General features: G+C 64.2%; 28 protein-coding genes and 1 pseudogene. 19 read left to right on the top strand and 10 right to left on the bottom strand.

What is annotated here, in order from left to right; genetic code table 11:
- The 5 genes and pseudogenes from FJ443_RS31185 to FJ443_RS17295 form a co-directional block, all read left to right on the top strand.
- Positions 1–486: pseudogene (locus FJ443_RS31185) on the top strand (hypothetical protein); the annotation flags it as partial.
- A 269-nt stretch (positions 487–755) separates the two neighbouring features.
- Positions 756–1505, top strand: coding sequence for a hypothetical protein (locus FJ443_RS17310; protein WP_224655828.1), 750 nt, complete (start codon positions 756–758; stop codon positions 1503–1505).
- A 129-nt stretch (positions 1506–1634) separates the two neighbouring features.
- On the top strand, positions 1635–1952 hold the full coding sequence (locus FJ443_RS17305) for a hypothetical protein (RefSeq protein WP_140513730.1): 318 nt from the start codon (positions 1635–1637) through the stop codon (positions 1950–1952).
- A 193-nt stretch (positions 1953–2145) separates the two neighbouring features.
- Complete coding sequence (locus FJ443_RS17300) at positions 2146–3135, top strand: BMP family ABC transporter substrate-binding protein (protein WP_140496350.1); 990 nt, start codon at positions 2146–2148, stop codon at positions 3133–3135.
- Between the two features lie 130 nt (positions 3136–3265).
- The gene (locus FJ443_RS17295) at positions 3266–3706 is read left to right on the top strand and encodes a GNAT family N-acetyltransferase (protein ID WP_224655827.1); all 441 of its coding nucleotides are present in this window, start codon (positions 3266–3268) and stop codon (positions 3704–3706) included.
- On the opposite strand, the gene FJ443_RS17290 is transcribed toward FJ443_RS17295, so the two are convergent.
- Both FJ443_RS17290 and FJ443_RS17285 read right to left on the bottom strand, forming a co-directional pair.
- Positions 3701–4078 carry a hypothetical protein gene (locus FJ443_RS17290; protein ID WP_140496352.1) on the bottom strand — a complete coding sequence of 126 codons (378 nt, stop codon included), beginning with the start codon at positions 4076–4078 and terminating at the stop codon, positions 3701–3703. The genes FJ443_RS17295 and FJ443_RS17290 overlap by 6 nt on opposite strands.
- Before the next feature lie 17 nt (positions 4079–4095).
- Positions 4096–4305, bottom strand: coding sequence for a SlyX family protein (locus tag FJ443_RS17285; RefSeq protein ID WP_140513732.1), 210 nt, complete (start codon positions 4303–4305; stop codon positions 4096–4098).
- Positions 4306–4518: 213 nt separating this feature from the next.
- Between FJ443_RS17285 and FJ443_RS17280 the strand changes: the two genes are divergently transcribed.
- The 6 genes from FJ443_RS17280 (at position 4519) to deoA (ending at position 10739) form a co-directional block, all read left to right on the top strand.
- Positions 4519–6051 (top strand): ABC transporter ATP-binding protein, encoded by a 1533-nt coding sequence (locus tag FJ443_RS17280; RefSeq protein WP_140513932.1) that lies wholly within the window; start codon positions 4519–4521, stop codon positions 6049–6051.
- Positions 6048–7187, top strand: coding sequence for an ABC transporter permease (locus FJ443_RS17275; protein ID WP_140665027.1), 1140 nt, complete (start codon positions 6048–6050; stop codon positions 7185–7187). Before FJ443_RS17280 ends, FJ443_RS17275 begins: the two co-directional genes overlap by 4 nt.
- Positions 7188–8159 carry an ABC transporter permease gene (locus FJ443_RS17270; protein ID WP_140665024.1) on the top strand — a complete coding sequence of 324 codons (972 nt, stop codon included), beginning with the start codon at positions 7188–7190 and terminating at the stop codon, positions 8157–8159.
- 65 nt (positions 8160–8224) lie between these two features.
- Positions 8225–8617: a cytidine deaminase gene (cdd, locus tag FJ443_RS17265; RefSeq protein WP_140665035.1), complete on the top strand. Its 393-nt coding sequence runs from the start codon at positions 8225–8227 to the stop codon at positions 8615–8617.
- Positions 8614–9420: a purine-nucleoside phosphorylase gene (locus FJ443_RS17260; protein WP_140665022.1), complete on the top strand. Its 807-nt coding sequence runs from the start codon at positions 8614–8616 to the stop codon at positions 9418–9420. Before cdd ends, FJ443_RS17260 begins: the two co-directional genes overlap by 4 nt.
- Entirely contained in the window at positions 9420–10739 is a 1320-nt protein-coding gene (deoA, locus tag FJ443_RS17255; RefSeq protein ID WP_140522474.1) for a thymidine phosphorylase, read from the top strand. The genes FJ443_RS17260 and deoA overlap by 1 nt, the downstream gene beginning before the upstream one ends.
- A gap of 30 nt (positions 10740–10769) precedes the next feature.
- Here the strand turns inward: deoA and FJ443_RS17250 are convergent, their stop codons facing one another.
- The 3 genes from FJ443_RS17250 to FJ443_RS17240 form a co-directional block, all read right to left on the bottom strand.
- On the bottom strand, positions 10770–11333 hold the full coding sequence (locus FJ443_RS17250; protein ID WP_140496364.1) for a TIGR02281 family clan AA aspartic protease: 564 nt from the start codon (positions 11331–11333) through the stop codon (positions 10770–10772).
- Positions 11334–11519: 186 nt separating this feature from the next.
- Positions 11520–12149 (bottom strand): uracil phosphoribosyltransferase, encoded by a 630-nt coding sequence (gene upp / locus FJ443_RS17245; RefSeq protein WP_140496366.1) that lies wholly within the window; start codon positions 12147–12149, stop codon positions 11520–11522.
- A gap of 130 nt (positions 12150–12279) precedes the next feature.
- Positions 12280–13254 (bottom strand): adenosine deaminase, encoded by a 975-nt coding sequence (locus tag FJ443_RS17240; RefSeq protein ID WP_140513737.1) that lies wholly within the window; start codon positions 13252–13254, stop codon positions 12280–12282.
- 133 nt (positions 13255–13387) lie between these two features.
- Between FJ443_RS17240 and ubiE the strand changes: the two genes are divergently transcribed.
- From ubiE to coaBC, 6 genes are all read left to right on the top strand, one after another.
- Complete coding sequence (gene ubiE, locus FJ443_RS17235) at positions 13388–14164, top strand: bifunctional demethylmenaquinone methyltransferase/2-methoxy-6-polyprenyl-1,4-benzoquinol methylase UbiE (protein WP_140522478.1); 777 nt, start codon at positions 13388–13390, stop codon at positions 14162–14164.
- Positions 14165–14177: 13 nt separating this feature from the next.
- The gene (gene ubiB / locus FJ443_RS17230; RefSeq protein WP_140665019.1) at positions 14178–15752 is read left to right on the top strand and encodes a 2-polyprenylphenol 6-hydroxylase; all 1575 of its coding nucleotides are present in this window, start codon (positions 14178–14180) and stop codon (positions 15750–15752) included.
- A 74-nt stretch (positions 15753–15826) separates the two neighbouring features.
- Entirely contained in the window at positions 15827–16036 is a 210-nt protein-coding gene (locus FJ443_RS17225) for a plasmid stabilization protein (protein ID WP_140496375.1), read from the top strand.
- A 2-nt stretch (positions 16037–16038) separates the two neighbouring features.
- Positions 16039–16293 carry a hypothetical protein gene (locus FJ443_RS17220; protein ID WP_140624392.1) on the top strand — a complete coding sequence of 85 codons (255 nt, stop codon included), beginning with the start codon at positions 16039–16041 and terminating at the stop codon, positions 16291–16293.
- A 2-nt stretch (positions 16294–16295) separates the two neighbouring features.
- Positions 16296–16697 carry a type II toxin-antitoxin system VapC family toxin gene (locus tag FJ443_RS17215; RefSeq protein WP_140665016.1) on the top strand — a complete coding sequence of 134 codons (402 nt, stop codon included), beginning with the start codon at positions 16296–16298 and terminating at the stop codon, positions 16695–16697.
- Between the two features lie 25 nt (positions 16698–16722).
- Positions 16723–17955: a bifunctional phosphopantothenoylcysteine decarboxylase/phosphopantothenate--cysteine ligase CoaBC gene (gene coaBC, locus FJ443_RS17210; RefSeq protein ID WP_140560367.1), complete on the top strand. Its 1233-nt coding sequence runs from the start codon at positions 16723–16725 to the stop codon at positions 17953–17955.
- A 71-nt stretch (positions 17956–18026) separates the two neighbouring features.
- On the opposite strand, the gene FJ443_RS17205 is transcribed toward coaBC, so the two are convergent.
- Positions 18027–18794 carry an invasion associated locus B family protein gene (locus FJ443_RS17205; RefSeq protein WP_246681222.1) on the bottom strand — a complete coding sequence of 256 codons (768 nt, stop codon included), beginning with the start codon at positions 18792–18794 and terminating at the stop codon, positions 18027–18029.
- A gap of 175 nt (positions 18795–18969) precedes the next feature.
- Between FJ443_RS17205 and FJ443_RS17200 the strand changes: the two genes are divergently transcribed.
- Together FJ443_RS17200 and FJ443_RS17195 are read left to right on the top strand one after the other, a co-directional pair.
- Positions 18970–19248: a hypothetical protein gene (locus FJ443_RS17200; RefSeq protein WP_224646479.1), complete on the top strand. Its 279-nt coding sequence runs from the start codon at positions 18970–18972 to the stop codon at positions 19246–19248.
- Between the two features lie 122 nt (positions 19249–19370).
- Positions 19371–19847: an NUDIX hydrolase gene (locus tag FJ443_RS17195; protein WP_140496381.1), complete on the top strand. Its 477-nt coding sequence runs from the start codon at positions 19371–19373 to the stop codon at positions 19845–19847.
- A 5-nt stretch (positions 19848–19852) separates the two neighbouring features.
- On the opposite strand, the gene FJ443_RS17190 is transcribed toward FJ443_RS17195, so the two are convergent.
- Genes FJ443_RS17190 through FJ443_RS17175 form a run of 4 tightly spaced genes read right to left on the bottom strand, consistent with a single transcriptional unit; the run spans position 19853 to position 23979 of the window.
- Positions 19853–20698 (bottom strand): citryl-CoA lyase, encoded by an 846-nt coding sequence (locus tag FJ443_RS17190; protein WP_140560259.1) that lies wholly within the window; start codon positions 20696–20698, stop codon positions 19853–19855.
- A 16-nt stretch (positions 20699–20714) separates the two neighbouring features.
- The gene (locus FJ443_RS17185) at positions 20715–21899 is read right to left on the bottom strand and encodes a CoA transferase (protein WP_140522488.1); all 1185 of its coding nucleotides are present in this window, start codon (positions 21897–21899) and stop codon (positions 20715–20717) included.
- Between the two features lie 15 nt (positions 21900–21914).
- Positions 21915–23438 carry a tripartite tricarboxylate transporter permease gene (locus FJ443_RS17180; protein ID WP_140556474.1) on the bottom strand — a complete coding sequence of 508 codons (1524 nt, stop codon included), beginning with the start codon at positions 23436–23438 and terminating at the stop codon, positions 21915–21917.
- A gap of 4 nt (positions 23439–23442) precedes the next feature.
- Positions 23443–23979 carry a tripartite tricarboxylate transporter TctB family protein gene (locus FJ443_RS17175; protein ID WP_140665013.1) on the bottom strand — a complete coding sequence of 179 codons (537 nt, stop codon included), beginning with the start codon at positions 23977–23979 and terminating at the stop codon, positions 23443–23445.
- Positions 23980–24032: the final 53 nt, after the last annotated feature.

Genomic DNA, 24032 nt, shown 5'->3' with positions numbered 1-24032 from the left:
CTCGAGCGGCTGGGTATCGAACATATTCCAGCCTATTCCCCTGAAGCGCGAGGCCGCTCGGAGCGGATGTTCTCCACCTTGCAGGATCGGCTGCCGAGGGAGCTGGCGCTGGCCGGAATTGCCGACATCGAGGCCGCCAACCGGTTCATCGCACAGACCTACCTACCAGCTCACAATGCCCGCTTCGCCAGGCCGGCCGCGGTCGAGGACAGCGCCTTTGTCGCCGCAGACCCGCAACAACTGGCCCAGATCCTGTGCATCGAGGAGGAGCGCGTCGTTGCCCGCGACAACACGGTCGCCTTCGCGCGGCTGCGATTGCAGCTGCCGCAGAGCCCGATCCGGCATCACTTCGTCAAAGCCACCGTCAAGGTCAGGCACTACCCGGATGGAACCCTGGCGATCTTTCACGGGCCGCGCCGCATCGCTCGCTACAGCTCTGACGGCGCCGCAATCGAAGACACTTGCCCCATCAGGCAAGCCGCGTGAACCGCTTCGACGCCAAAACAGAAGCGGACAGATCATGTGCTACCAAACCGGACAACTTGATTAGCTACCGACAGCCATAACGGCGGTCAATTCGCTTTGCCGGCCACACGGCGTTCATGGGGGCCGCCGGCACATCCGTTTGGAGTCCCGCCACTTCAATCGCTGCTTGATGATGTGCACGGGCAAGGCTGCGAGGCCAGCCGCGCTTGACTTCGTCCCGAGCGGCCTGTCGAGTGTCCGAAAGGCTTTGCGGGGGGCATCGTCGCAACATGACGTCAAGCAGCGGAATTCCGGGCGGTACGCCGGACAACGGACAGCCACCGGCCGAGGGAAAGATCCCGGCCCGACATCTGGACAGCGGACTTTCCTATGTCCCGGTGGGCTGGCTGGTTATCGTTATGGCCCTGTCGGTCTATTGGCTGGCGTCGGCCTTGTGGCTGGTGGGGAGTTCAGGCCTGCCGGACCCCGTTTTCTATTTCCTCTTCAGCGGGCTCGTCGCCGACATCATCACCATCCTATGGGGGCTTTACCTGCTCGGCCTCGCCTTCGGCCGTTCGGCGCGCTTCCCCAGCCATTTCACCATCTGGCAGGCCGCCACGATCATATGGCTGCTGGCAAGTCACGCTTACGCACTCGCCGTGCCGGGCTTCGTCTTCTCCGCCAGAAGCCTGGCCATCACCGCCGCCGAGATCGCCATCGGCCTGCTTTGCATCTACCTGTTGCGCCGCGGCTCCGGCGCCGAGACCGTTTATGCCAGGCCGCGAGCCGAAGCGCCGTCGGTCTTCGTTTCCATTGTCGCCGCGCTGCTCGGCATCATCCTCGGCGCGGTCGTCGGCGCGGTGGGTGGCTTCCTGGCCGGTTCGCTCATCGCCGATATCACCGACGTGAGTTGCTTTGAGGGTGCGTGCGGCTACTTCGCCGCCTTCATCGGCCTGGCCGGGCTGGTGGTCGGCGCCATTGCCGGCGGCATTCTCGCCGTCTGGCTCGCCAACCGGCGCAAGCGCAGGCCGGCCGGCTAGGCTGCGTCGGCCGCGATTCAATTCGCGTGCCGTGATTGCGAATAGGGCCTGCGCGCTCTATTTCTCGTTCGGAACACCGCCGGAGATCCTCGGGAGGATGTTGAGGATCGGCCAGGGGAAAGGTCTTTGATGTTTCGCTTTGTCTTTCGTCTCGCGGCCATGGTCGCGCTGTCGATTTCGGTCATCATGGCGGTGCTTGACACGACACGCACTGTGGCCGCCTCGGCACTGGTGCTGACCCCGCTCAATGCGAGCTGGCTGGCCGTGTCGCCCGACACGCGCGCCGCCTTTGAAAGCTTCGTTCGCGCCAAGGCCGGCCCGCTGCTATGGGACGGCGCCATCGCCTGGGTGCTCAACCAGCCGGGCTTTGCCGTGTTCGCGGTGCTTGCCTTGCTGCTCTACGCCATCGGCTACAGGCGGCAGCGGCGCACGGGGCAATTCGCCTGAAGGGCACGGGCATCGCACCCCGCCATGCTTTTCCAAAAGGTCAAAATTCCACGTGAATTTTGTTTCGGGCCGTGCCAGATTGCCGCTGAGCGGGAGGGGAATATACACTCCTGGCTGACGTCGCGCGCATGCCGGAGAACCGGGCAGGCGGGCGGGCGTAACGGAAAAAAATAACCGACAGGGTGTGGATCACATGAAACGTATCGTTCTCGGCCTTCTGGCCGCAACTGCAATGGTTCTTCCGGCTTTCGCCGCGGATGTGCAGCCGGCCATCCTTTATGATCTCGGCGGCAAGTTCGACAAATCCTTCAACGAGGCGGCCTACCATGGCGCCGAAAAGTTCAAGACAGAGACCGGCGTCCCCTATGTCGAGTTCGAGGTCTCCAACGCTTCGCAACGCGAGCAGGCGTTGCGCCGCTTCGCCGAGGACGGCCACAACCCGATCGTCATGGCCGGCTTCGCCTGGGAGGATGCACTGAAGAAGGTCGCGACCGAATATCCCGATCTCAACTTCGCCATCATCGACGATGCCGTCGATCTGCCCAATGTCCGCTCGCTCGTATTCAAGGAGAATGAAGGCTCCTATCTCGTCGGCATCATGGCGGCGATGGCCTCCAAGACGAAGAAGGTGAGCTTTGTCGGCGGCATGGACATTCCGCTGATCCGCAAGTTCGAATGCGGCTATGTCGGCGGCGCCAAATCGGCAGGCGCGACCGACGTCATCCAGAACATGACCGGCGACACGCCGGCCGCCTGGAACGACCCGGCCAAGGGCGGCGAGATCGCCAAGACGCAGATCGACCAGGGTTCCGACGTGGTCTATGCGGCCGCGGGCGGCACCGGCGTCGGTGTGCTGCAGGCGGCGGCTGATGCCGGCAAGCTCGGCATCGGTGTCGATTCCAACCAGAACGGCCTCCAGCCCGGCAAGGTCCTGACCTCGATGCTGAAGCGCGTCGACGTTGCCGTCTACACCGCCTTCATGGACGGCAAGAACGGCACCTTCAAGGGTGGCGTCGAAAATCTCGGCCTCAAGGAAGGCGGTGTCGACTACGCCATGGACGATAACAACAAGGCGCTGGTTACCGACGAGATGAAGGCGGCGGTCGAGAAGGCCAAGGCCGACATCATCGCCGGCAAGGTCGAGGTGCACGACTACACCGCCGACAACGCCTGCCCGTATTGATCTGCCAAACCGACAGCAAACCGCCGGGCATGGTCCCGGCGGTTTTGTTTTGGAAGTCGCTGCCGGGTAGACGCAGACGTCTCGCAAGAAACACGACCCCAGGCCAATGGTGCAGTTGACAGTCGAACCCATGAACGAACGTGACATTGCAGCGGTGGCGCGATTGCGCGTTGCCGCCTTTTTCACGGGCACCGGACGAACGCTGGACGACGACGTGGCCGGACTTCGTAAACTGCTGCACGGCGACGGCTTCGAAACGGCGTTCGTGGCCCGGATCGGCGACGTGCCGGTCGGGACCTGCCTGCTGGTCCGCGACGAACTCGAACCGGCGCATGATCTGACACCATGGCTGGCCGGCCTGGCCATCGCTCCCGAGCACCAGCACCGAGGGATCGGCACTGCGCTGGTCAGGGCAATCGAAGCTCATGCCACATCGCTCGGCGTGGAGGCGCTTTATCTCTACACGTGGGAGGCGCGCGATTTCTACATGAGGCTTGGTTGGAGGGTCGTCGAGCCGTTCAGGCAGAACGGGGAGCCGATGGCGCTGATGTCGCGCCAATGTGGGCTATAGCTTTCCCGCCAGATAACCCAATGCGAAAGCCACGACCAGTCCAATGGCGACCGCAAGTCCGCGCCGGTCGCCGAGAGAATAGAAGCCGACATCATGCGGCTTGGCGGGGCCCCGGATCACCGGTTTAGCGTCCTCAAGACCGACAGCGCGCATCTGCGGCAAGTCGCCGATGCGCTGCGTGATCTGCCGCCAGCGCTCCGCGCCACCGGCGGCTTCGGTGCGGTCGAAAATATGCAGGTGCTCAGCAAGCTGGACCACGGCATCGCGAAAGGCTGGATCGATCTCCAGATCGCGCTCGGCCCGTTCGCGCTCTGCATCGTTCATCAGGCCAAGCACGTAGTCGCCGGCTCTTGCGATGCGATCGCTGGCCATCGCTCGACTTCCCTCCCCTACCAGTGCGGCGGCTTAGTCACCGGCACGTCGGGTGCCGCCTGTTCCTCCAGCGCCAGGAAGCGGTCGGTCAGCGCGTCGAGCTTGCGCTGCATGCGCTCGATCACCTTCCACTGCTCGGCGATCTGGCCGGACAGTTCCTCGATGGTCTTCTCCTGCTCGGCGGAGCGGATCTCCAGCGTCGTCAGCCGGTCGGCGGGCATGGTCATGCAAAGTCCTCAGGTGTCGCGCGCAGTGTCAAATCGGCTTGCCATATTAGCGAATATGAGAGCTTCGGCCACGTTCGAAATTGACAAGCGCGCCGGGATTTGTCGAGAGTGGACGCTGCTCCGGCCAATTGGCACGGGCGGAGCGTCATGCTAGGCATTTTGACCAAGCGATAAAAAAATAAGAGTGGGACAGGCTGCATGGCGCATGCCGCGATTGAACTGGCCGCAATCGAACTGATTGGCATCAACAAGAGCTTTGGCGCCGTGCGCGCCAACCGTGACATCAACCTGGAAATCGCGCGCGGCACCATCCACGGCATCGTCGGCGAGAACGGCGCCGGCAAGTCGACGCTGATGTCGATTCTGTATGGCTTCTACCAGGCCGACAGCGGCGAAATCCGCGTCGGCGGCAAGCCGGCATCGATAAGCACGCCCAACGATGCGATCGCGCTCGGCATCGGCATGGTGCACCAGCATTTCATGCTGGTCGACAATTTCTCGGTCCTGGAGAACGTCATCCTGGGCGCCGAAAGCGACGCCTTGCTGAAGAAAAGCATCGCCAAGGCGCGTTCCGAACTGGAGCGGCTGGAGCGTGAATACGGCCTCGAGGTCGATCCCGACGCCATCGTCGAGGAATTGCCGGTCGGCCTGCAGCAGCGCGTCGAGATCCTCAAGGCGCTCTATCGCGGCGCCGAGATCCTGATCCTCGACGAGCCGACGGGCGTGCTGACGCCGGCCGAGGCCGACCACCTCTTCCGCATCCTCAAGCAATTGAAGGAGCAGGGAAAGACGGTGGTGCTGATCACCCACAAATTGCGCGAGATCATGGCCATCACCGACACGGTTTCGGTGATGCGCCAGGGCACGATGGTGGCGACCAGGGAAACGAAGAAGACCACCGTCGCGGAACTGGCCGAGCTGATGGTCGGGCGCCGCGTGCTCTTGCGGGTGGAGAAGGGCGAAGCGGAAGCCGGCGCGGTAAAACTCGCGGTCAAGAACCTGACGGTCAAGGATTCCCGCGGCGTCACCATGGTCGACGACATCTCCTTCGACCTGCGCGCCGGCGAGATCGTCGGCATCGCCGGTGTCGCCGGCAACGGCCAGTCCGAACTGCTCGAGGCGATCTCCGGCATCAGGCACGCCGTTTCCGGTTCGGTGATGCTCGAGGGCAAGCCGATCGATCTCACCGGCAAGGCCGATCCCGGCGAACTGCGCGACCGCGGCCTCGCCCATGTGCCTGAGGATCGCCATCATGTCGGGCTGGTGCTGGCCTTCGAGGAGAACGAGAATTCCATCCTCGGCTATCATGACGATCCCCGCTACCTCAGAGGACCCTTCCTCAACATCGATGCCATCGTTGCCGATGCCAAGGACAAGATCGAGAAATACGACATCCGCCCCGGCAATCCTCGGCTGAAGACGGCCAACTTCTCCGGCGGCAACCAGCAGAAGATCGTGCTCGCGCGCGAAATCGAACAGGACCCCGGCGTTCTCATCGTCGGCCAGCCGACGCGCGGCGTCGACGTCGGCGCCATCGAGTTCATCCACAAGCGCCTGATCGCCATGCGCGACCAGGGCAAGGCCGTGCTGGTCGTGTCGGTCGAGCTCGATGAGATCCGCTCGCTCTCCGACCGCATCCTGGTCATGTTTGCCGGCCGCATCGTCGGCGAACGCGGGCCGGAGGCGAGCGAGGGCGAGCTCGGCCTGCTGATGGCGGGTGTTGAGCGCCAGGAGGCGGCGCAATGAGCACGCCCTATGCCAAATTGCCGGCCTGGGCCGACTATGGGCTGATCCCGCTGATCAATCTGTCTGTGGCCTTCATCGTCGCGGGCTTCGTCGTGCTTCTGGTCGGCGAGAACCCGTTCCGTGCCGCCGTCATCCTGGTCGAGGGCGCTTTCGGCAAGGGAACAGGTATCGCCTTCACCCTCTTCTATGCCACCACCTTCATCTTCACCGGGCTTTCGGTGGCGGTGGCAGCGCATTGCGGCCTGTTCAACATCGGCACCGAGGGGCAGGCCTACATCGCCGGCCTTGGCATCGCCATCGTCTGTCTCTCCTTCGACAGCGTGCTGCCATGGTGGCTGACATTTCCGCTGGCCATCGTGGCTTCGGCGGCCGTGGGCGCCTTGTGGGCGCTGATCCCCGCCTATCTGCAGGCCAGGCGCGGCTCGCACATCGTCATCACCACCATCATGTTCAACTTCATCGCCGCTTCGATCATGGTCTACCTGCTGGTGGGCCCCTTGAAGCCGCCAGCCTCGCAGGCGCCGCAGACGCGCAATTTCCTCGCCGGCGCGGAATTGCCGAAGCTCAACTGGGTCATCGAGCTGTTCGGCGCCAAGATCCGCTCGGCACCGCTCAACATCTCCTTCCTGCTCGCGCTGCTCATGGCCTTCCTGGTCTGGCTGCTGATCTGGCGCACCAAGCTCGGCTATGAGATGCGTACCTACGGCCACAGCCCAAAGGCGGCGCGCTATGCCGGCATTTCGGAAACCCGCATCATCATCACCGCCATGATGATCTCGGGCGCGCTCGCCGGCATGATGGCGCTCAATCCGGTGATGGGCGACCAGCACAATGTCGCGATCGACTTCGTCAGCGGCGCCGGTTTCGTCGGCATCGCCGTGGCGCTGATGGGTCGCCTGCACCCTGTCGGCATCGTGCTGGCGGCCATCCTGTTTGGCATGCTCTACCAGGGCGGCGCCGAACTCGCCTTCGAGATGCCTGCGATCAGCCGCGACATGATCGTGATCATTCAAGGGTTGGTCATCCTGTTCGCCGGTGCTCTCGAACACATGTTCAGGCCTTACATCCAGGCGCTGTTCGCCTCGCTCAGCCCGAGGTCGGTCGGCATGGAAGCGGTCAAGGGAAAAGGCGCCTGAATGGACACCTTCAACGCGATCGTCCAGACGCTGGATTCCACCATCCGCCTCTCGGTGCCGCTGCTGCTCGCCTGCCTGGCCGGCCTCTATTCGGAACGCGCCGGCATCTTCGACATCGGCCTCGAAGGCAAGATGCTGGTCGGCGCCTTCGCCGGTGCGGCGGCGGCCTCCGTGTTCCATTCGGCCTTTCTCGGTCTCGGCATGGCGGTCGTGATCTCGGTCGCGTTCGCCATGATCCACGGCTTCGCCTCGATCACCCATCGCGGCAACCAGATCGTCTCCGGCGTGGCGATCAATTTCATCGCCGCCGGATCGACCATCATCCTTGGCCAGGCATGGTTTCAGCAGGGCGGGCGCACCCCGGCGCTGCAGCCGGGCGAGCGGTTCGAAGCGATCATCTGGCCCGGCGCCGAAGCTGTCCGAGGCGTGCCGATCCTCGGGCCGATCTACGCGGAACTGATCTCCGGCCATTCCATACTGGTCTATCTCGCCTTCGCGATGGTGCCTTTCACCTGGTGGGTGCTGTTTCGCACGCGCTTTGGGCTGCGGCTGCGCGCGGTCGGCGAAAACCCGGCCGCCGTTGACACCGCCGGCATCTCGGTCGCCTGGCTGCGCTACAGGGCGCTGATCTGCACCGGCATCCTGACCGGCGTCGCCGGCGCCTATCTGTCGATGGTGCAGAATGGCGGCTTCGTGAAGGACATGACCGCCGGCAAGGGCTACATCGCGCTGGCCGCATTGATCTTTGCCAAGTGGAAGCCGGTCAACGCCATGTTCGCCTGCCTGCTGTTCGGCTTCCTCGACGCCCTGTCGATCCGCCTGCAAGGCTCGCCGCTGCCGCTCATCGGCAAGGTGCCGGTGCAGTTCATGCAGGCCCTGCCCTATATTCTCACCGTCATCCTGCTCGCCGGTTTCATCGGCAAGGCGATCCCGCCGCGCGCCGGCGGCGTGCCCTATGTCAAGGAACGCTGAGGATCGAGGGCGCGACGCAAAAGGCGCGCCGGCTTATGGACAAGATCATCGGAGAGAACACCGAAATGTCGCATGAATTGTTCGAAGCGGCGAAGGCTGCCATGGCCAAGGCCTATGCCCCCTATTCGAAATTTCCGGTCGGTGCCGCACTTCGCACCGAGGACGGGCGCGTCTTCACAGGCGCTAACATCGAGGTTGCTTCCTATCCCGAAGGCTGGTGCGCCGAGACGACGGCGCTCGGCCATTATATCATGGGCGGCGGCGGCAAGATCATGGAAATCGCCGTCCTTGCCGAGCGCATGGCCAAATGCTCGCCTTGCGGCGGCTGCAGGCAGCGGCTGGCCGAATTCTGCCGTCCGGAAACGAAACTCTATCTCTGCGACAATGCCGGCGTCGCCGAGACCGTGACCATGGACGACATGCTGCCTTACGGCTTTCGCGGCGACATGCTGAAATGAAGGAAGCGCTCGACCATCTGATCGAACGGCTGGACGGCCTGGCGCCGACCACGGCGCTGGTGCTGGGGTCTGGCCTGGGAGGGCTGGTCAGCCAGGTCGAGAACCCGATCCGTGTTTCCTATGCCGATCTGCCCGGCTTTCCCAGAAGCGGCGTGTCCGGCCATGCCGGAGAGGTGGTGGTCGGGCTGTTTGCCGGCACGCCGGTGCTGATGCTGTCGGGCCGCGCCCACTATTACGAGCACGGCAACGCGGCGGCGATGCGGCCGGTGCTGGAGGTGCTTGCCGGCACCGGCATCACCAAGCTGATCCTCACCAATGCCGCCGGCTCGGTCGATCCGGAGATGGGGTCGGGTTCGGTGATGCTGATATCGGACCACATCAATTTCTCCGGCACCAACCCGCTGATCGGCGAGCCGAGCGACCGCCGTTTCGTCGGCCTGACCGAAGCCTACGATGCCGGCATCCGCAAGGCGATCGAACAGGCGGCAAAGGCGACCGGCACGGCGCTGCACAAGGGCGTCTACATGTGGTTCTCCGGCCCGTGCTTCGAAACGCCGGCCGAGATCCGCATGGCGCGCATCATGGGTGCCAACGCGGTCGGCATGTCGACCGTGCCGGAAGTCATCCTTGCCCGCTTCCTTGGCCTGCGTGTCGCCGCCTGCTCGATCATCACCAATCTTGCCGCCGGCATGACCGGAGCCGAGCTTTCGCACCAGGAGACCAAGGATATGGCCCCGGTCGGCGGCGCGCGGCTGGCGACGATCCTGAAGCGTGTGTTCCGCGACGGACTGTTGGAGAACTGATGCTTCCGCAGGAAATCATCCGCCACAAGCGCGACGGCCACAGACTGCCGGCGCGCGAAATCGCCGACTTCATCGCCGGCGTAACCGATGGCGCCGTCACCGATGGCCAGGTCGCGGCTTTCGCCATGGCGGTGTTCTTCAACGGCATGGGCCGCGACGAGGCCGTGGCGTTGACATTGGCCATGCGCGATTCCGGCGACGTGCTCGACTGGTCGGATCTGCCCGGCCCGGTCACGGACAAACATTCGACAGGCGGCGTCGGCGACAACGTCTCGCTGATGCTGGCGCCGATCGTCGCTGCCTGCGGCGCTTATGTGCCGATGATATCCGGCCGCGGCCTCGGCCACACCGGCGGCACGCTGGATAAAATGGATTCCATCCCCGGCTACGCCAGCCAGCCCGACATCACGCTGTTTCGCAAGGCGGTGCTAGAGGCGGGTTGCGCCATCATCGGCCAGACTGCGGACCTCGCGCCGGCCGACCGCCGGCTCTATGCCATCCGTGACGTGACCGGAACCGTGGAGTCGGTGCCGCTGATCACCGCCTCGATCCTGTCGAAGAAACTGGCGGCAGGCCTGGGGTCGCTGGTGCTCGACGTCAAGGTCGGCAATGGCGCCTTCATGGAGAAGTCGCGCGACGCGACGGCGCTCGCCAACAGCCTGGTCGAAGTCGCAAGCGGCGCCGGATTAAAAGTTTCGGCGTTGATCACCGGCATGAACGAACCGCTGGCGTCGGCCGCCGGCAATGCGGTCGAGGTGCGCAACGCCGTCGATTTCCTGACCGGCCGCCTTCGCGACCGGCGCCTGGAGGATGTGACGCTGGCGCTCGCCGCCGAAATGCTGCAGGCGGCGGGTCTGGTGCCGTCCAACCAGGACGGCATGCGGCGGGCCACCGAAACGCTTGCCAGCGGCCGCGCCGCCGCCACCTTCGCGCGCATGGTGACGGTGCTCGGCGGCCCCGCCGATTTCATCGACAAGCCGGAACGATATTTGCCCGTTGCGCCAACGGAACACGCGGTGAGAGCGATCGCGGACGGCTTCGTCACCGGCATTGCCACGCGTGATATCGGCCTTGCCGTGGTCGGGCTGGGCGGCGGCCGCACCCGGCCAGACGACAAGGTCGACCCGGCGGTCGGCATCACCAGGCTGTTGCCGGTCGGCGCCGAGGTTCGAGCTGGCGAGCCGCTGGCGCTGGTCCATGCCCGCTCGGTGTCCGACGCCGAAGCCGCGGCGGCAACGGTGCTTTCGGCCTATGCGATCGGCGCTTCCAAGCCGCCTGCCGACAAGTCGGTCATCCGGCGCATCCTGCCGCGTGGCTGATATGACCCAGCCCCGAACGGCCGTGCCCGCTCACTGGACAAGAAGCAGCGTGCCGTTTTCGGCCTGATATTTGCCCAGCCGATTGAGAAAGCTCATGCCGATCAAATTGGTGTGCAGCGCCTTGTCGTCGAGCACGATGGCCTGCACGTCGTTGACGGTGATGCTGCCGATCTGCAAGCGGTCGATCATCACCACCGCCGCCTTGATCGTGCCGTTGGCCGTGTTGACCTCATGACTGAAATCCGACGGGTTCAGCGACAATCCGATCCTGCGCGCCGTCGAGGTGTTGACGGCGACCAGTGTCGCTCCTGTATCGATCATGCCATCGATCTGGCGTCCGTTCAGTTTGAAGGCCGACGAGAAATGCCCTCGCGCGTCGGCCGTGACGACAACCTTGCGGCCCATCGGCAACGGCGCCACCGGCTTGTCGGGAGCCGCTGCCAAGGCGACCTCCGGACGGGCGTCGGCCGCTGGCTTGGCCGTCACCGCCGTTTTCAGCAGGCTTTCGAACATCTGCGGATTCGACTGATAGACAATCGGGATGGATGCCGATGTACCGGCAAAGACGCTGAGGATAAGTAGCTTGCGCAGCATGGATCGGCCCCGGCGCATGACCCCGAAAATCGGGATCGATTTCGGAAAGGATCACGCGCAAATCAAAGTGCCGCAGCGTCCGACAGGACGCACGGCGCTGTCGTGAAGGCCGATCCTTAACGCCGGGATGGTGTTTGCCGTTTTAACGCCGCTCGAAACCGCGCCGTTGCGTAAACTTTCGGTAAATCACTTTGTCCCGTACATGCGGTCGCCGGCGTCGCCGAGGCCGGGCATGATGTAGCCCTTCTCGTTGAGCTGGCGATCGATGGAAGCCGTGAAGACGGGAACGTCGGGATGTGCCTTGGTGAAGCGCTCGATGCCTTCGGGCGCCGCCAGCAGGCACAGAAAGCGGATGTTGGTGGCGCCGCGCCCCTTCAGCTTGTCGATCGCCGCGATGGCGGAATTGGCGGTGGCCAGCATCGGATCGACGACGATGACCAGCCGGTCGGCAAGGTCGCTCGGCGCCTTGAAGAAATATTCGACCGCCTCCAGCGTCTCATGGTCGCGATAGAGGCCGATATGGGCGACGCGGGCCGCCGGAACCAGGTCGAGCAGGCCTTCGAGCAAGCCATTGCCGGCGCGCAGCACCGAGGCGAAGACCAGCTTCTTGCCTTCCAGCGTCGGCGCCTCCATCGTTTCGATCGGCGTTTCGATGGTCGTCGTCGTGAGTTCGAGATTGCGTGTCACCTCATAGCCGAGCAGCAGCGAGATCTCGCGCAGCAGCCGCCGGAAACCGGCCGTCGATGTCTCCTTCTTGCGCATGATGCTCAGCTTGTGCTGGACAAGCGGGTGGTCGACGACGGTGACGCCCTTCATGATGTGCTCCGACGTGGTTCGTGGTGAGTAGCCAATAGTGAGTAGTGAATAGTGAGCCGATTTGCGAGTCCCGATGCGCGCTCCGCCAAACTGCTCACTGCTGGCCACTCCCTGTCCACCCAGCCTTCATTCACCTGGCCTTCGCATCCAGCCGGCTGAGCAGCGTTGCCTTGGTCTTCCTGTCGACGAAAGCGGCCTCGATGGCCGTTCGGGTAACGGCCGCCAGCGCCTTCTCGTTCATCGAGAAATACTCGGCCGCAATGTCGTATTCGCGTTTCAGCGAGGTCCAGAAATAGGGCGGATCATCCGAGTTGAGCGTCACCTTGCAGCCGGCCGCTAGCAGGGCGGGGAACGGGTGGGCGGCGAAACTGTCGAACACTTTCAACGCAATGTTGGAGCCGGGACAGCATTCCAGCACCACGCCCTCATCGGCGATGCGCCGGACAAGATCGGGGTTTTCGATGGCGCGCACGCCATGGCCGATGCGCGACGGGCGGATGTGATCGAGCGCCGCCTGGACCGTCTCCCACCCCGTCAGTTCGCCTGCATGGACGGTAATGCCGAGCCCGGCCTCGCGGGCGATTTCGAATGCCCTGACGTAGTCCTCCATCTCGCCGACCCTCTCGTCGCCGGCGACACCGAAGCCGGTTACCAGCGGATGTCCGCAGCGCGCGGCAAAGCGCGCTGCCTGCTCGATGGACTCGACGCCGGCATGGCGCACGCCGGTGACGATCATGCGGCCCTCGATGCCGGTCTTGGCCTTGGCGCGGGCCATGCCTTCGCCGAGCGCGTCAGTATAGGCCTTGGGCGACAGGCCCGCCTTCATGGCATGATCCGGCGAGGTGAAGACCTCTGAGTATATGGCGCCGTCACGAGCCAGGCTGGTCAGATAATGGTCAGCCAGCCGCGCATAGTCTTCCTCGGTCCGGAACAGGTCGGAGGCGAAATCATAGGCGGCGAGAAAAGAGGTGAAATCGTGCCAGACGAAAGAGCCGTTCTGGATATAGGGCGAGATGTCCTTGCCGTATTTCTGCGCCTGTCGGATGACGAGTTCCGGTGCCGCTGCCCCTTCGATGTGGCAGTGCAGTTCCGCTTTCAAAGGCATTCAAACATCCCGTCGGTCAGTCCAGGTCTCGAAACCCGCCACCTGGAAGCGCGGCCGAACACCGCGCCTTAAACAATAGCGCCCGCACCATCGATCGGCTATGGTCCCGCCGGTTTTATGACGGATCAAAAAAATGTCAGTTGAGAGAACCACGGCCGCCGGCGGCATGGAAACCTCCTATGGTTTCAAGCGTGTAGGGGCAGGCGACAAGCAGCCCCTGGTCAACGATGTTTTCCACAAGGTCGCCAACCGCTACGATCTGATGAACGACCTGATGTCGGGCGGCCTGCACCGGCTGTGGAAGGACGCCATGGTAGCCTGGCTCAATCCGCCGAAGCGGCCGGGCTGGTGCGTGCTCGATGTCGCCGGCGGCACCGGCGACATCGCCTTTCGCATCGTCGATGCCAGCCATGGGCATGCTCATGCCACCGTGCTCGACATCAACGGCTCGATGCTCGCCGTCGGTCGCGACAGGGCGCAAAAGAAAGGCATGTCCGGCAACACCGATTTCGTCGAAGCCAATGCCGAGGAACTGCCGTTCGCGGACGCCACCTTCGACGCCTACACCATCGCTTTCGGCATCCGCAACGTTCCCAGGATCGACGTCGCTCTCAGCGAAGCGTTGCGCGTGCTGAAGCCGGGCGGGCGGTTCCTGTGCCTGGAATTTTCCGAGGTCGAGATGCCGTTGCTCGACAGGGTCTACGAGGCCTGGTCGTTCAAGGCCATTCCGAAGATCGGCAAGGCCGTCACCGGCGACGGCGAGCCTTATTCCTATCTGGTCGAGTCGATCGCGAAATTCCCCAACCAGGCGAATTTTGCTTCCATGATAACCCGCGCGGGCTTCGATCGGGTCTCGTTCCGCAACTATTCCGGTGGCATCGCCGCGCTTCATTCGGGCTGGAAACTTTGAGGCAGGCCCGGGCATGAGCACCGTCAGCGCTGGATTTCGGCTCATGCGGGCCGGCTGGGTGCTTGTGCGCGAGGGCGTCGTCGCCGCTTTGCCCGGCGAGGAACTGTCCGGCCTGCTGAAATTGGGCTGGCGGCTGGCGCGGCTGTTTACCCGCCGCCGCGCGCTCGCCTATGAGCGCAGCGATCGGCTGGCCAAGGCGGTGGTCCGGCTCGGGCCGTCCTATGTCAAGCTTGGCCAGTTTCTGGCGACACGACCCGATGTCGTCGGCAACGACATGGCGCTCGATCTCGCCATGCTGCAGGACAAGATGCACACCTTCCCGACGGCCGAGGCGGTGGCGGCCATCGAGGGCTCGCTCGGGCGCAAGCTCGGCGACCTCTACACGCGGTTCGGCGACCCGGTCGCCGCGGCCTCCATCGCCCAGGTCCATGCCGCTGAAACCGTCGATGGCGGCGTCGTCAGGAAGGTAGCGGTCAAGGTGATCCGGCCGGGCGTGCGCCGCCGCTTCTTCCAGGATCTCGAAAGCTATTTCCTCGCCGCCCGCCTGCAGGAGAAATACATCCCCTCCTCACGCCGGCTGCGGCCTGTGGAGGTGACCGAGACGCTGGCGCAGACCACCAAGATCGAGATGGACCTGCGCCTCGAGGCGGCCGCGCTTTCGGAACTTGGTCAAAGCACCAGGGAGGATCCGGGCTTTCGCGTCCCTTCCGTCGACTGGGAGCGCACTGGCCGCGACGTGCTGACCATGGAATGGGTCGACGGCATCAAGATGAACGACATCGCCGGACTCGCCGCCGCTGGACACGATCTGAGGGCAATCGCGGCCAACCTCATCCAGTCGTTCTTGCGCCATACGCTGCGCGACGGCTTCTTTCACGCCGACATGCATCCGGGCAACCTGTTCGTCGAGGCTGATGGCACGATCGTCGCGGTCGATCTCGGCATTGCCGGCAGGCTCGGCAAGAAGGAGCGCCGGTTCCTCGCCGAAATCCTCTACGGCTTCATCACGCGCGACTATCTGCGCGTCGCCGAGGTTCATTTCGAGGCCGGCTACGTGCCGCGCCAGCACAATGTCGCGGCCTTCGCCCAGGCGATCCGCGCCATCGGCGAGCCGATCCATGGCCAGCCGGCCGAGACCATTTCCATGGCCAAGCTTCTGACGTTGCTGTTCGAGGTGACCGAACTCTTCGACATGGCGACGCGGCCCGAACTGATCCTCCTGCAGAAAACCATGGTGGTGGTCGAGGGCGTGGCGCGCACGCTCGATCCGGCCTTTAACATGTGGAAGACCGCCGAACCCGTGGTCAGCGGCTGGATATCAGGAAATCTCGGGCCAAGCGGCCTGCTGGCCGACGCCCGCGACGGCGGCAAGGCGATGCTGACGCTGATCCGCCAAGCCCCCGAGTTGGCAGCGCGCACCGAGCGGCTGTCGCGCGAGATCGACCTGATGGCCGAACATGGTCTGCGCTTCGACGAGGCGACGGCCCGCGCCATCGGCAAGGCCGAAGCGCGCTACAACCGCTCCGGCCGCGTGGCGCTTTGGGTGATAGCCCTGACGCTGGTCTATATCGCCTGGAAGCTGCTCTAAGTGACTGCAATGACAGCGATGCTGTCATTGCAGTCGAAAGGCGGGATAGCTATATTGTGCGCAGGAGTGCGACTATGGCTCGGATTACTGTCCGGAATCTGGAAGATCATGTCATGCAGCGATTGCGTGAACGCGGTGCTGCGCGCGGCGTTTCTATGGAGCAGGAGGCGCGGGATGTGCTCGCGGCATCAGTTGGGCTTCCGACCACGAAAGGCTTCGATGGCGGACGCCTGACATTTAAGGACGAGGCCAAGGTTCAACCAATGGCAGGCAGGCAAAGTTAGCCATGGGTACCCTGACCATTCGCAATCTCGACGAGGATTTGAAACAAAGACTGCGCGAGCGGGCGGCCCGTCATGGTGTGTCGATGGAGCAGGAGGCAAGAAGTCTGCTGCTCAAGGAAGTGGCGCCCACCTTCAAAGGTGCCAAGGATTTCGTTACGGCGGAGGAGATCCTCGAATTCGGCCGGCAGCTGCAAAAAGTAGATTTTGATCAGAAGAAACTCGCTGATGATCTCTGGTCTTTCATCGAGGAGGACTGACGATGGTGATCGACACCTCGGCGATCCTTGCTATCCTGAAGCAGGAATCTGACGCACCAGCGATCGCCGAGCGCCTCGCCGGAAATCAACGGATATTGATGAGCTCCGCAACCTTCATGGAATGCGGCACGGTTGTTGTCGGACGGTATGGGCCGGCTGGCACGGCCGCATTGACGGGCCTTCTGGAAAAACTGAAAGTAACGATTGTCGATCTCTCGGCCGAACACGCGCAAGCCGGGATTAAAGCCTATGGGCTCTACGGCCGCGGCAGTGGCCATCCGGCAAAACTCAACATGGGCGATTGTTTCGCCTATGCCTTGGCGAAGACCCGGAACCTGCCACTGCTTTTCAAGGGCGATGATTTCATCCATACCGACATCGAACCGGCGCTGAGGCCGGCATGACACTGGACAAGAACTGGTCTCGGGCATGAGCCTCTCCGGCAAGCGCATCTTGCTCATCATCGGCGGCGGCATCGCCGCCTACAAGGCACTCGACCTGATCCGCCGTCTGCGTGAAAGGGGTGCGGCGGTGCGCGTGGTCATGACGTCGGCTGCGCGGGAATTCGTCACCACGCTGTCGGCCGGTGCGCTCTCGGCAGACCATGTCTTTACCGATCTCTTCGATCGCAATGACGAGCACGATGTCGGCCATATCAGGCTATCGCGCGAGGCCGATCTGCTAGTCGTGGCGCCCGCCACCGCCGACCTGATGGCCAAGCTCGCCAACGGCCACGCCAATGATCTTGCCTCCACCGTGCTCCTGGCCACCGACAAGCCGGTGCTGATGGCGCCGGCCATGAACCCCAGAATGTGGGCGCATCCGGCGACGCGGCGCAATCGTGCGGCGCTGCACAAGGATGGCATCACCTTCGTTGGCCCCGCCAAAGGCGAGATGGCCGAGAGCAACGAGGCTGGCGAAGGCCGCATGGCCGAGCCGCTGGAGATCGTCGCCGCCATCGAGGCGCTGCTCGATACCGGATCCAAGCCGCTGGCCGGCAAGAAGATCATCGTCACGTCAGGCCCGACGCACGAGCCGATCGACCCCGTTCGCTACATCGCCAACCGATCGTCGGGAAAGCAGGGCCATGCCATAGCGGCGGCATTGGCCAGGCTCGGCGCCGACGTGAGGCTGGTCTCCGGTCCCGTCAGCATCGCCGATCCGGCTGGTGTGAAAACCATCCACGTCGAGCGGGCGCAGGAAATGCGCGATGCCGTGGAACAGCTTCTACCGGCCGATGCGGCGGTATTCGTCGCCGCCGTCGCCGATTGGCGCACCGACAGCCCAGCTGGCGAGAAGATCAAGAAAGCGCCGGGCGAAGGCCCGCCGGTGCTGCGCATGATCGAGAACCCCGACATCCTTGCGGGCGTCGGGCATCACAAGCAGCGGCCGGCGCTGGTGGTCGGCTTCGCCGCCGAGACGCAGGACCTTTTGCGCAACGCCGAAGCCAAGCTGAGGAAGAAGGGCGCCGACTTCATTGTCGCCAACGACGTGTCGCAGACCAGCGGCGTCGGCCCATCCGGTGTGATGGGCGGCGACCGCAACCGTGTTCGCATCGTCTCGAAGACCGGCGTCGAGGAATGGCCCGAGATGAGCAAGGACGAAGTGGCGACCCGGCTCGCCACCCTGATCGCGGAACGGCTGAAAACGACCGCAGCGTGACGAGCTGGACCGTCGGAATTCCTAAAACAAAGGCTTAGCGCAAGCTAGCGATTCTGTCGAACGCTGAACCGCTAGTCGGCAAGAAGCTCGGCCGTCCGGGCAAGCGCACCTCCGAAGCCATTGAGCGGGATGGAGAAGCTAACCGCTTGCCCCGTATCCGCCGCGAAGGCATCGACCTTCAAGGTGGTGCCCGCCTTGAGCACGGGGACGACGTTGGCATCGAACGCCACCGGCACCAGGCAGCCGACGGCTTGGCAAGTGTTGAACTGCAGACTGCCGTCCAGCTTCTGGTCGTCGATCGTCAGGGTGACGCCCTTGGCGAGCGCCAGGCCGAACGGCAAAGCGAGCGTACCGGTCGCGTCTTCGCCCGTCCTGCTCGACAGCTCTATCGCCAGCAGACGCTGGTTGCTTTGCTTGTTGAACTGCTGGTGTGACAGGCTGCATGCCTTGGCCGCGCCCGATATCTGGCAGTTGACCGCCCAGTCGCCATGGGTTTCGGACAGGGCCGATGCGCCGCCGGGCAACTGTGGCTGGTTGGCGGCGGGCGCGGCCGCCGCTTTGTCGCCTTTTGTCTGCGCCGCCGCGGCCGGCAGACCGGCGATGCAGGCAGCCCCCAGCATCGCCAGCAGATACGCATGCTTCCTCATAAGGACCCCTTTTGCCCGGCTCCATCCCTGAGCCAGCTGGAAGCTGACCCTGAAGGACGCACTGTCGGCGTTCTGTTTGACCGTTTCCTCGAAGGCGCCGTTACATCCGACGGACATGCCGACGCCGTTGACGCCATGGAATTCGAGGCCGGCGTCAGCCCGATAGAGCGGCGAATCGATCGCTTCCGTCAAGTGCGATGCGGGCGGCGGGGCAGATTCTCCTCCGCCGCGAAGGGGGCGCGATCACGCGATTTCCTGTTAATCGGCACTCTGGCGTGGCACGAGGGGACAAACGCACTATATGTAGAGGGAAGTTTGTTTGTGCGGGAATGAGCAGATGTTGGCGCTTCGGCCATCAACGGTTTTCATGACGGCGGCATTGGCAGCCGCGACGCTGGCGGGCATCCGTCTGCCTGCTTCCGCGCAGGTGCTCATTCCCTCCGTCGACAACAACGCGTTGATCCAGCAGAACGATCTGCAGGCCTTGCAAAACCGTGTCCAGCGGCAGCAGTTTCAGCAGCAGCAGCAACAGAATCGGGCTCAGGACCGGGTGATCGTGCAACAGCCCCCGCCCATCGTGCCGCGGGTCAGGCCGAACTGCCAGACGCAGATAATCGGCAACACCGCCGTAAGCACCTGCCGCTGAGGCGGGCTTCTCTTTTATTTAGCCGACTTACATGGTAGGGGCGTTCAGGTGCCCCTGCCGCAGTTTGGGTTTTGTAACGACACCGCGTCACGGTATGGGCACTGCACCGACTGGATTTTCGAATGGCAGCCACCAAGAAAAAGGCCGTGCGCAAGGCCAAGAAGGGCGAGACGATCCGCCAGGTCGCGGCTATCCCTTTTCGGCTGGACCAGCGCGGCGACATCGAGGTCATGCTGGTCACCTCGCGCACCACCAGGCGCTTCATCGTACCCAAGGGCTGGCCGATGAAAGGCAAGAGCGGACGCAAGGCGGCCACCATCGAGGCGCAGGAAGAAGCGGGCGTGCTCGGCAAGACCCTGAAGCAGCCAGCGGGCACCTATTCCTATTGGAAGCGGCTGGCCAACCGGTTCGTGCGCGTCGATGTCATCGTCTATCTGTTGGAAGTAACGCAAGAGCTCGCCGACTGGCAGGAAGCCAAACGGCGGCAACGGGCCTGGCTGGCGCCGGCCGATGCGGCCATGCTCATCGACGAACCCGAACTTTCGACGCTGGTAAGGACCTTGAAGCTTCCCCAGCCGGCACAAATCGGCCCTACGTAAAGGCCTCACGCCCCGGCGCCGTCCTCTTCGGGGAGCGGTCGCACTGGCGTCCCGGCATAGGCCCACAGCCATTCGCGTGGCAGCGGACCTTTGTTCCGCTCGGCTTGCTGGGATTGTTCCCAGGCATGCGCCAGGATGCCGACCGAGCGCGACAGCACGAAAAGCCCCCGCGTTAGCGGTGGCGGAAAGCCGAGCTCGCCGTAAATGACGGCGGTCGCGCCATCGATGTTGAGCGGTATCTTTTTGCCCTTGCGCCGCGCGACCTCCGCCTCGATCGCCTCGGCGATATCGGCGAAGCGGCCATGGATCACGCCGCGCGCGGCAAACTCCCGAGTCAGTTCCATCAGGCGCGGCGCGCGCGGGTCGACCGGATGGAAGCGATGGCCCAGCCCCGGCACGTAGCCCTTTTCCCCGGCAAAGAACCGGTCAAGCCGCCCCGAGACAGCCTCTTTCAGCGTCGTGCCGCCATCGAGCGCCGCGGCAATGTCGCCATAGAAGGCAAGCGCCTGCTCGCCGGCGCCGCCATGGACGTCGCCAAGCACGTTGATGGCCGAAGCCATGGCGCTGTTGATGCCGACACCGCAGGTCGCCGCCATGCGGGCGATGGCGATCGACGGCGCCTGCGGCCCGTGGTCGACTGCGGCGCCCAGCGCAATGCCGAGCAGCGCGGCCTGTTCCTCGCTGGGCAATTCGCCGCGCAGCATCAGCCAGATGACAGCCGGGAAGCTGACGCGGCCGATCAGGTCCTGGATTTCATAGCCGCGCAGCCGGATGACGCCCGGCCGCATTTCGATAATGCCGGTCTGCCACCACTCCTCTGCACGCTCGCGGCCCGTCTTTTGCTCACTCATATCGTCTTTTGCTCGTTCATGTGAGTGCCTTTGTCTTCGCTCGCGGCGACAGGCCGGCGAAAACCTCGTCCATGTGCTCGCCCAGGGCCGGTGGCGGGGAGGCCGGCAATGGAGCCGTGCCATCGACCATGAAGCCGCCGCGCAGAACCGTCAGCGGTCTCTCCATGTCAGCCACGCCGTCGAAAGCCCTGGTCATCTGGCGCTCCAGCACCTGCGGTTCGGCCAGCACTTGCGGGATCGTCAGCACCCTGCCCGCCGGCACCCCGGCGCGGTTCAGTTTTTCTTCCCACGCAGCCGCCGGGCCATTCGCCAGGGCCCCCTCGATCTCGATCTTCAGCGCCGCACGGTTCCGCTTGCGCGTCTCGCGCTCGGCAAAGCGTGGATCCGACGCCAGCTCCGGCCGTTCGATAAGCCGGCAAAGCGTTACGAACTGCTCCTGCTTGTTGGCGGCGATGTTGAGCAGACCGTCGCCGGTGCGAAAGGCGCCCGACGGTGCCGCCGTCATGTTCTCATTGCCCATCGGCTTGGGATCGACCCCGGCCGTCAGATAGTTGGAAACCGGCCAGCCAAGCGCCGACAATGTGCATTCAAGCATCGACACGTCGAGAAAAGCACCCTCGCCGCTCGTCTTCTGCCTTACCAGCGCCGAGACGATGGCGAAGGCCCCGACCAGTCCGCCCAGCGTGTCGGCGACGGGATAGCCGACCCGCAAGGGTGCCGTCTCCGGCGTGCCGGTGATGCTCATAATGCCCGAAAGGCCCTGGATGATCTGGTCATAGGCCGGATTGTCGCGCATCGGCCCGGTCTGGCCAAAGCCCGATATCGCGCAGTAGACAAGGCTGGGGCGAACCGCCTTCAGCGCCTCGTAACCGAGGCCAAGCCGGTCCATGACGCCGGGGCGGAAGTTTTCCACCAGCGCATCGGCGCTGGCGACCAGGTCGAGGAAGCGTTCGCGCTCGGCTTCCTTCTTGAGGTCGAGCACGACGGAGCGTTTGCCGGCATTCTGAGCCAGGAACGAAGCTCCCATGCCGGCCTGGTTGAGTTCCGGCGAACCGCCGAGCTGTCGCGCCAGGTCGCCGCCTTGCGGCGCCTCGACCTTGATGACGTCGGCGCCGAGCAGCGCCAACTGGTAGGCGCAGTAGGGCCCGGCCAGGACGTTGGTCAGGTCGAGCACGCGAATGCCGGAAAGCAGGTCTGTCATGTCACTTCAAATCGATCAGGCATCGCCCGGCACATGCTCCGGCCCCCGCAATCGGCGGCGTTCGATGTAGGCCCAGATATGCGGCCCGACCAGGCCGATGAAGGCCAGCGTCAGCAGGGTCAGCGACAGCGGGTGCTTGTAGAACACCGACCAGTCGCCGTTCGAGATCGTCATGGCGCGGCGGAATTGAGTTTCGGCGAGCGGTCCCAGGATCATGCCGATGATGACGGGCGCGGTCGGGAAATCGAAGCGCCGCATCAGGAAGCCGGCAGCACCCAGGAGATAGAGGATGGCGAGGTCGATCGGCGACTGCGAAATGCCGTAGGTGCCGACGGTGGCGAAAACCAGGATGCCGGCATAGAGCTGCGGCGCCGGGATCTTCAGCAGCCGCACCCAAAGCCCGATCAGCGGCAGATTGAGGATGACGAGAATGACGTTGGCGATGAACAGGCTGGCGATCAGTCCCCAGACCAGGTTGCCTTGTGTCGTCAGAAGCAGCGGGCCTGGATTGATGCCGTAGCTCTGGAAAGCCGAAAGCATGATTGCCGCCGTCGCCGAGGTCGGCAGCCCGAGCGTCAGCATCGGCACCAGCACGCCGGCAGCCGAGGCATTGTTGGCGGCCTCCGGACCGGCTACGCCCTCGATGGCGCCAACCGTGCCGAATTCCTGCTTGTGCTTCGAAAGCTTCTTTTCGATGGCATAGGACAGGAAGGTCGGGATCTCGGCGCCGCCGGCCGGCATGGCGCCGATCGGGAAGCCGATCGCGGCGCCGCGCAACCAGGGCTTCCACGAGCGCCTCCATTCGGCCGCCGTCATATAGAGGGAGCCCTTCAGCGGCACGATCTCGTCCTTGCCGGCATAACGGCGCGAGGCCATGTAGAGCGTCTCACCGACGGCGAACAGGCCGACGGCGGCGATGATGACGTCGACGCCGTCGAGCAGTTCGGTCATGCCGAAGGTGAAGCGCGGCTGGCCGGTCTGCAGGTCGACCCCGATCATGCCGATAACAAAGCCGGCGAACAGGCTGGTCAAGCCGCGCACCGAGGACGAGCCGAGCACCGCCGAAACCGTGATGAAGGCCAGCACCATCAGCGAGAAATATTCGGCCGGGCCGAAGGCCAGCGCGAACCTGACCACGATAGGCGCCAGGAAGGCGACGCCCAGCGTGCCGAGAGTGCCGGCGACGAAGGAGCCGATCGCCGAGGTGGCAAGTGCGGCGCCGCCGCGCCCGGACCGGGCCATCTTGTTGCCTTCCAGCGCGGTGACGATGGTAGCGCTTTCGCCTGGCGTGTTGAGCAGGATCGAGGTCGTCGAGCCGCCATACATGGCCCCGTAATAGATGCCGGCAAACAGGATGAAGGAGGCCTCCGGCGCAACCTGGTAGGTGATCGGCAGCAGCAGCGCGATGGTCAGCGCCGGGCCGAGGCCGGGCAGCACGCCGATGGCGGTGCCAAGCGTGGTGCCGAGCAGGCACCACAGAAGGTTGACCGGAGTGAAGGCGACGGCGAAACCGTGTGCCAGATGGCCTAGCGTTTCCATGGCGTCAGCCCCTCAGCGTGCTGGTGAACGCATCGATTACCGTATTCAGTTGGTTCTCGATGAAACCGGCGCCGATATTGACGCCGAGCGCCCTGGCGAAGCCGAAATAGGCGGCCAGCGCCAGCACGAGGCCAGTGAGCGCATCGCGCAGCGTATGCCGGCTGCCGAAGCCGTAGCAGACCAGAACGAACATGATGACGGATGCCGCGGTGAAGCCGAACGGCTGGATCAGGAGCAGGTTGGCGACAAGGCCGATGACGACGAAGCCCATCGCCTTCCAGTCGGTCGGCGTCTCCTTTTCCTCTTCCGGCTGCCAGCCGCCGCGCAGTGCGGCGACGATGAGCAGGAGCGAAAGAACCACCAGGCCGAACATGGTGAGGTAGGGAAAGACGGTCGGGCCGACCTTGGAGTAGAGCGGCGACACCGGGATCGCCAAGGTCTGCCAGGCGACCGCCCCGGCACAGGCCAGAAGCCCGATGCCGATCAGCAGTTCGGGTACGGCAAGGCGCGAGGACGCAGCCTGCTGGTCGCTGGTGCTCATGAATGTCCTCCCAAGACAGCCGGCGTCTCACAGCCGGCTTTTATCCTATCTTC

The sequence above is a fragment of the Mesorhizobium sp. B2-6-1 genome (genome assembly GCF_006440475.1).
Classification (GTDB): Bacteria; Pseudomonadota; Alphaproteobacteria; order Rhizobiales; family Rhizobiaceae; genus Mesorhizobium.
This window is presented reverse-complemented; position numbering and strand designations above follow the sequence as displayed.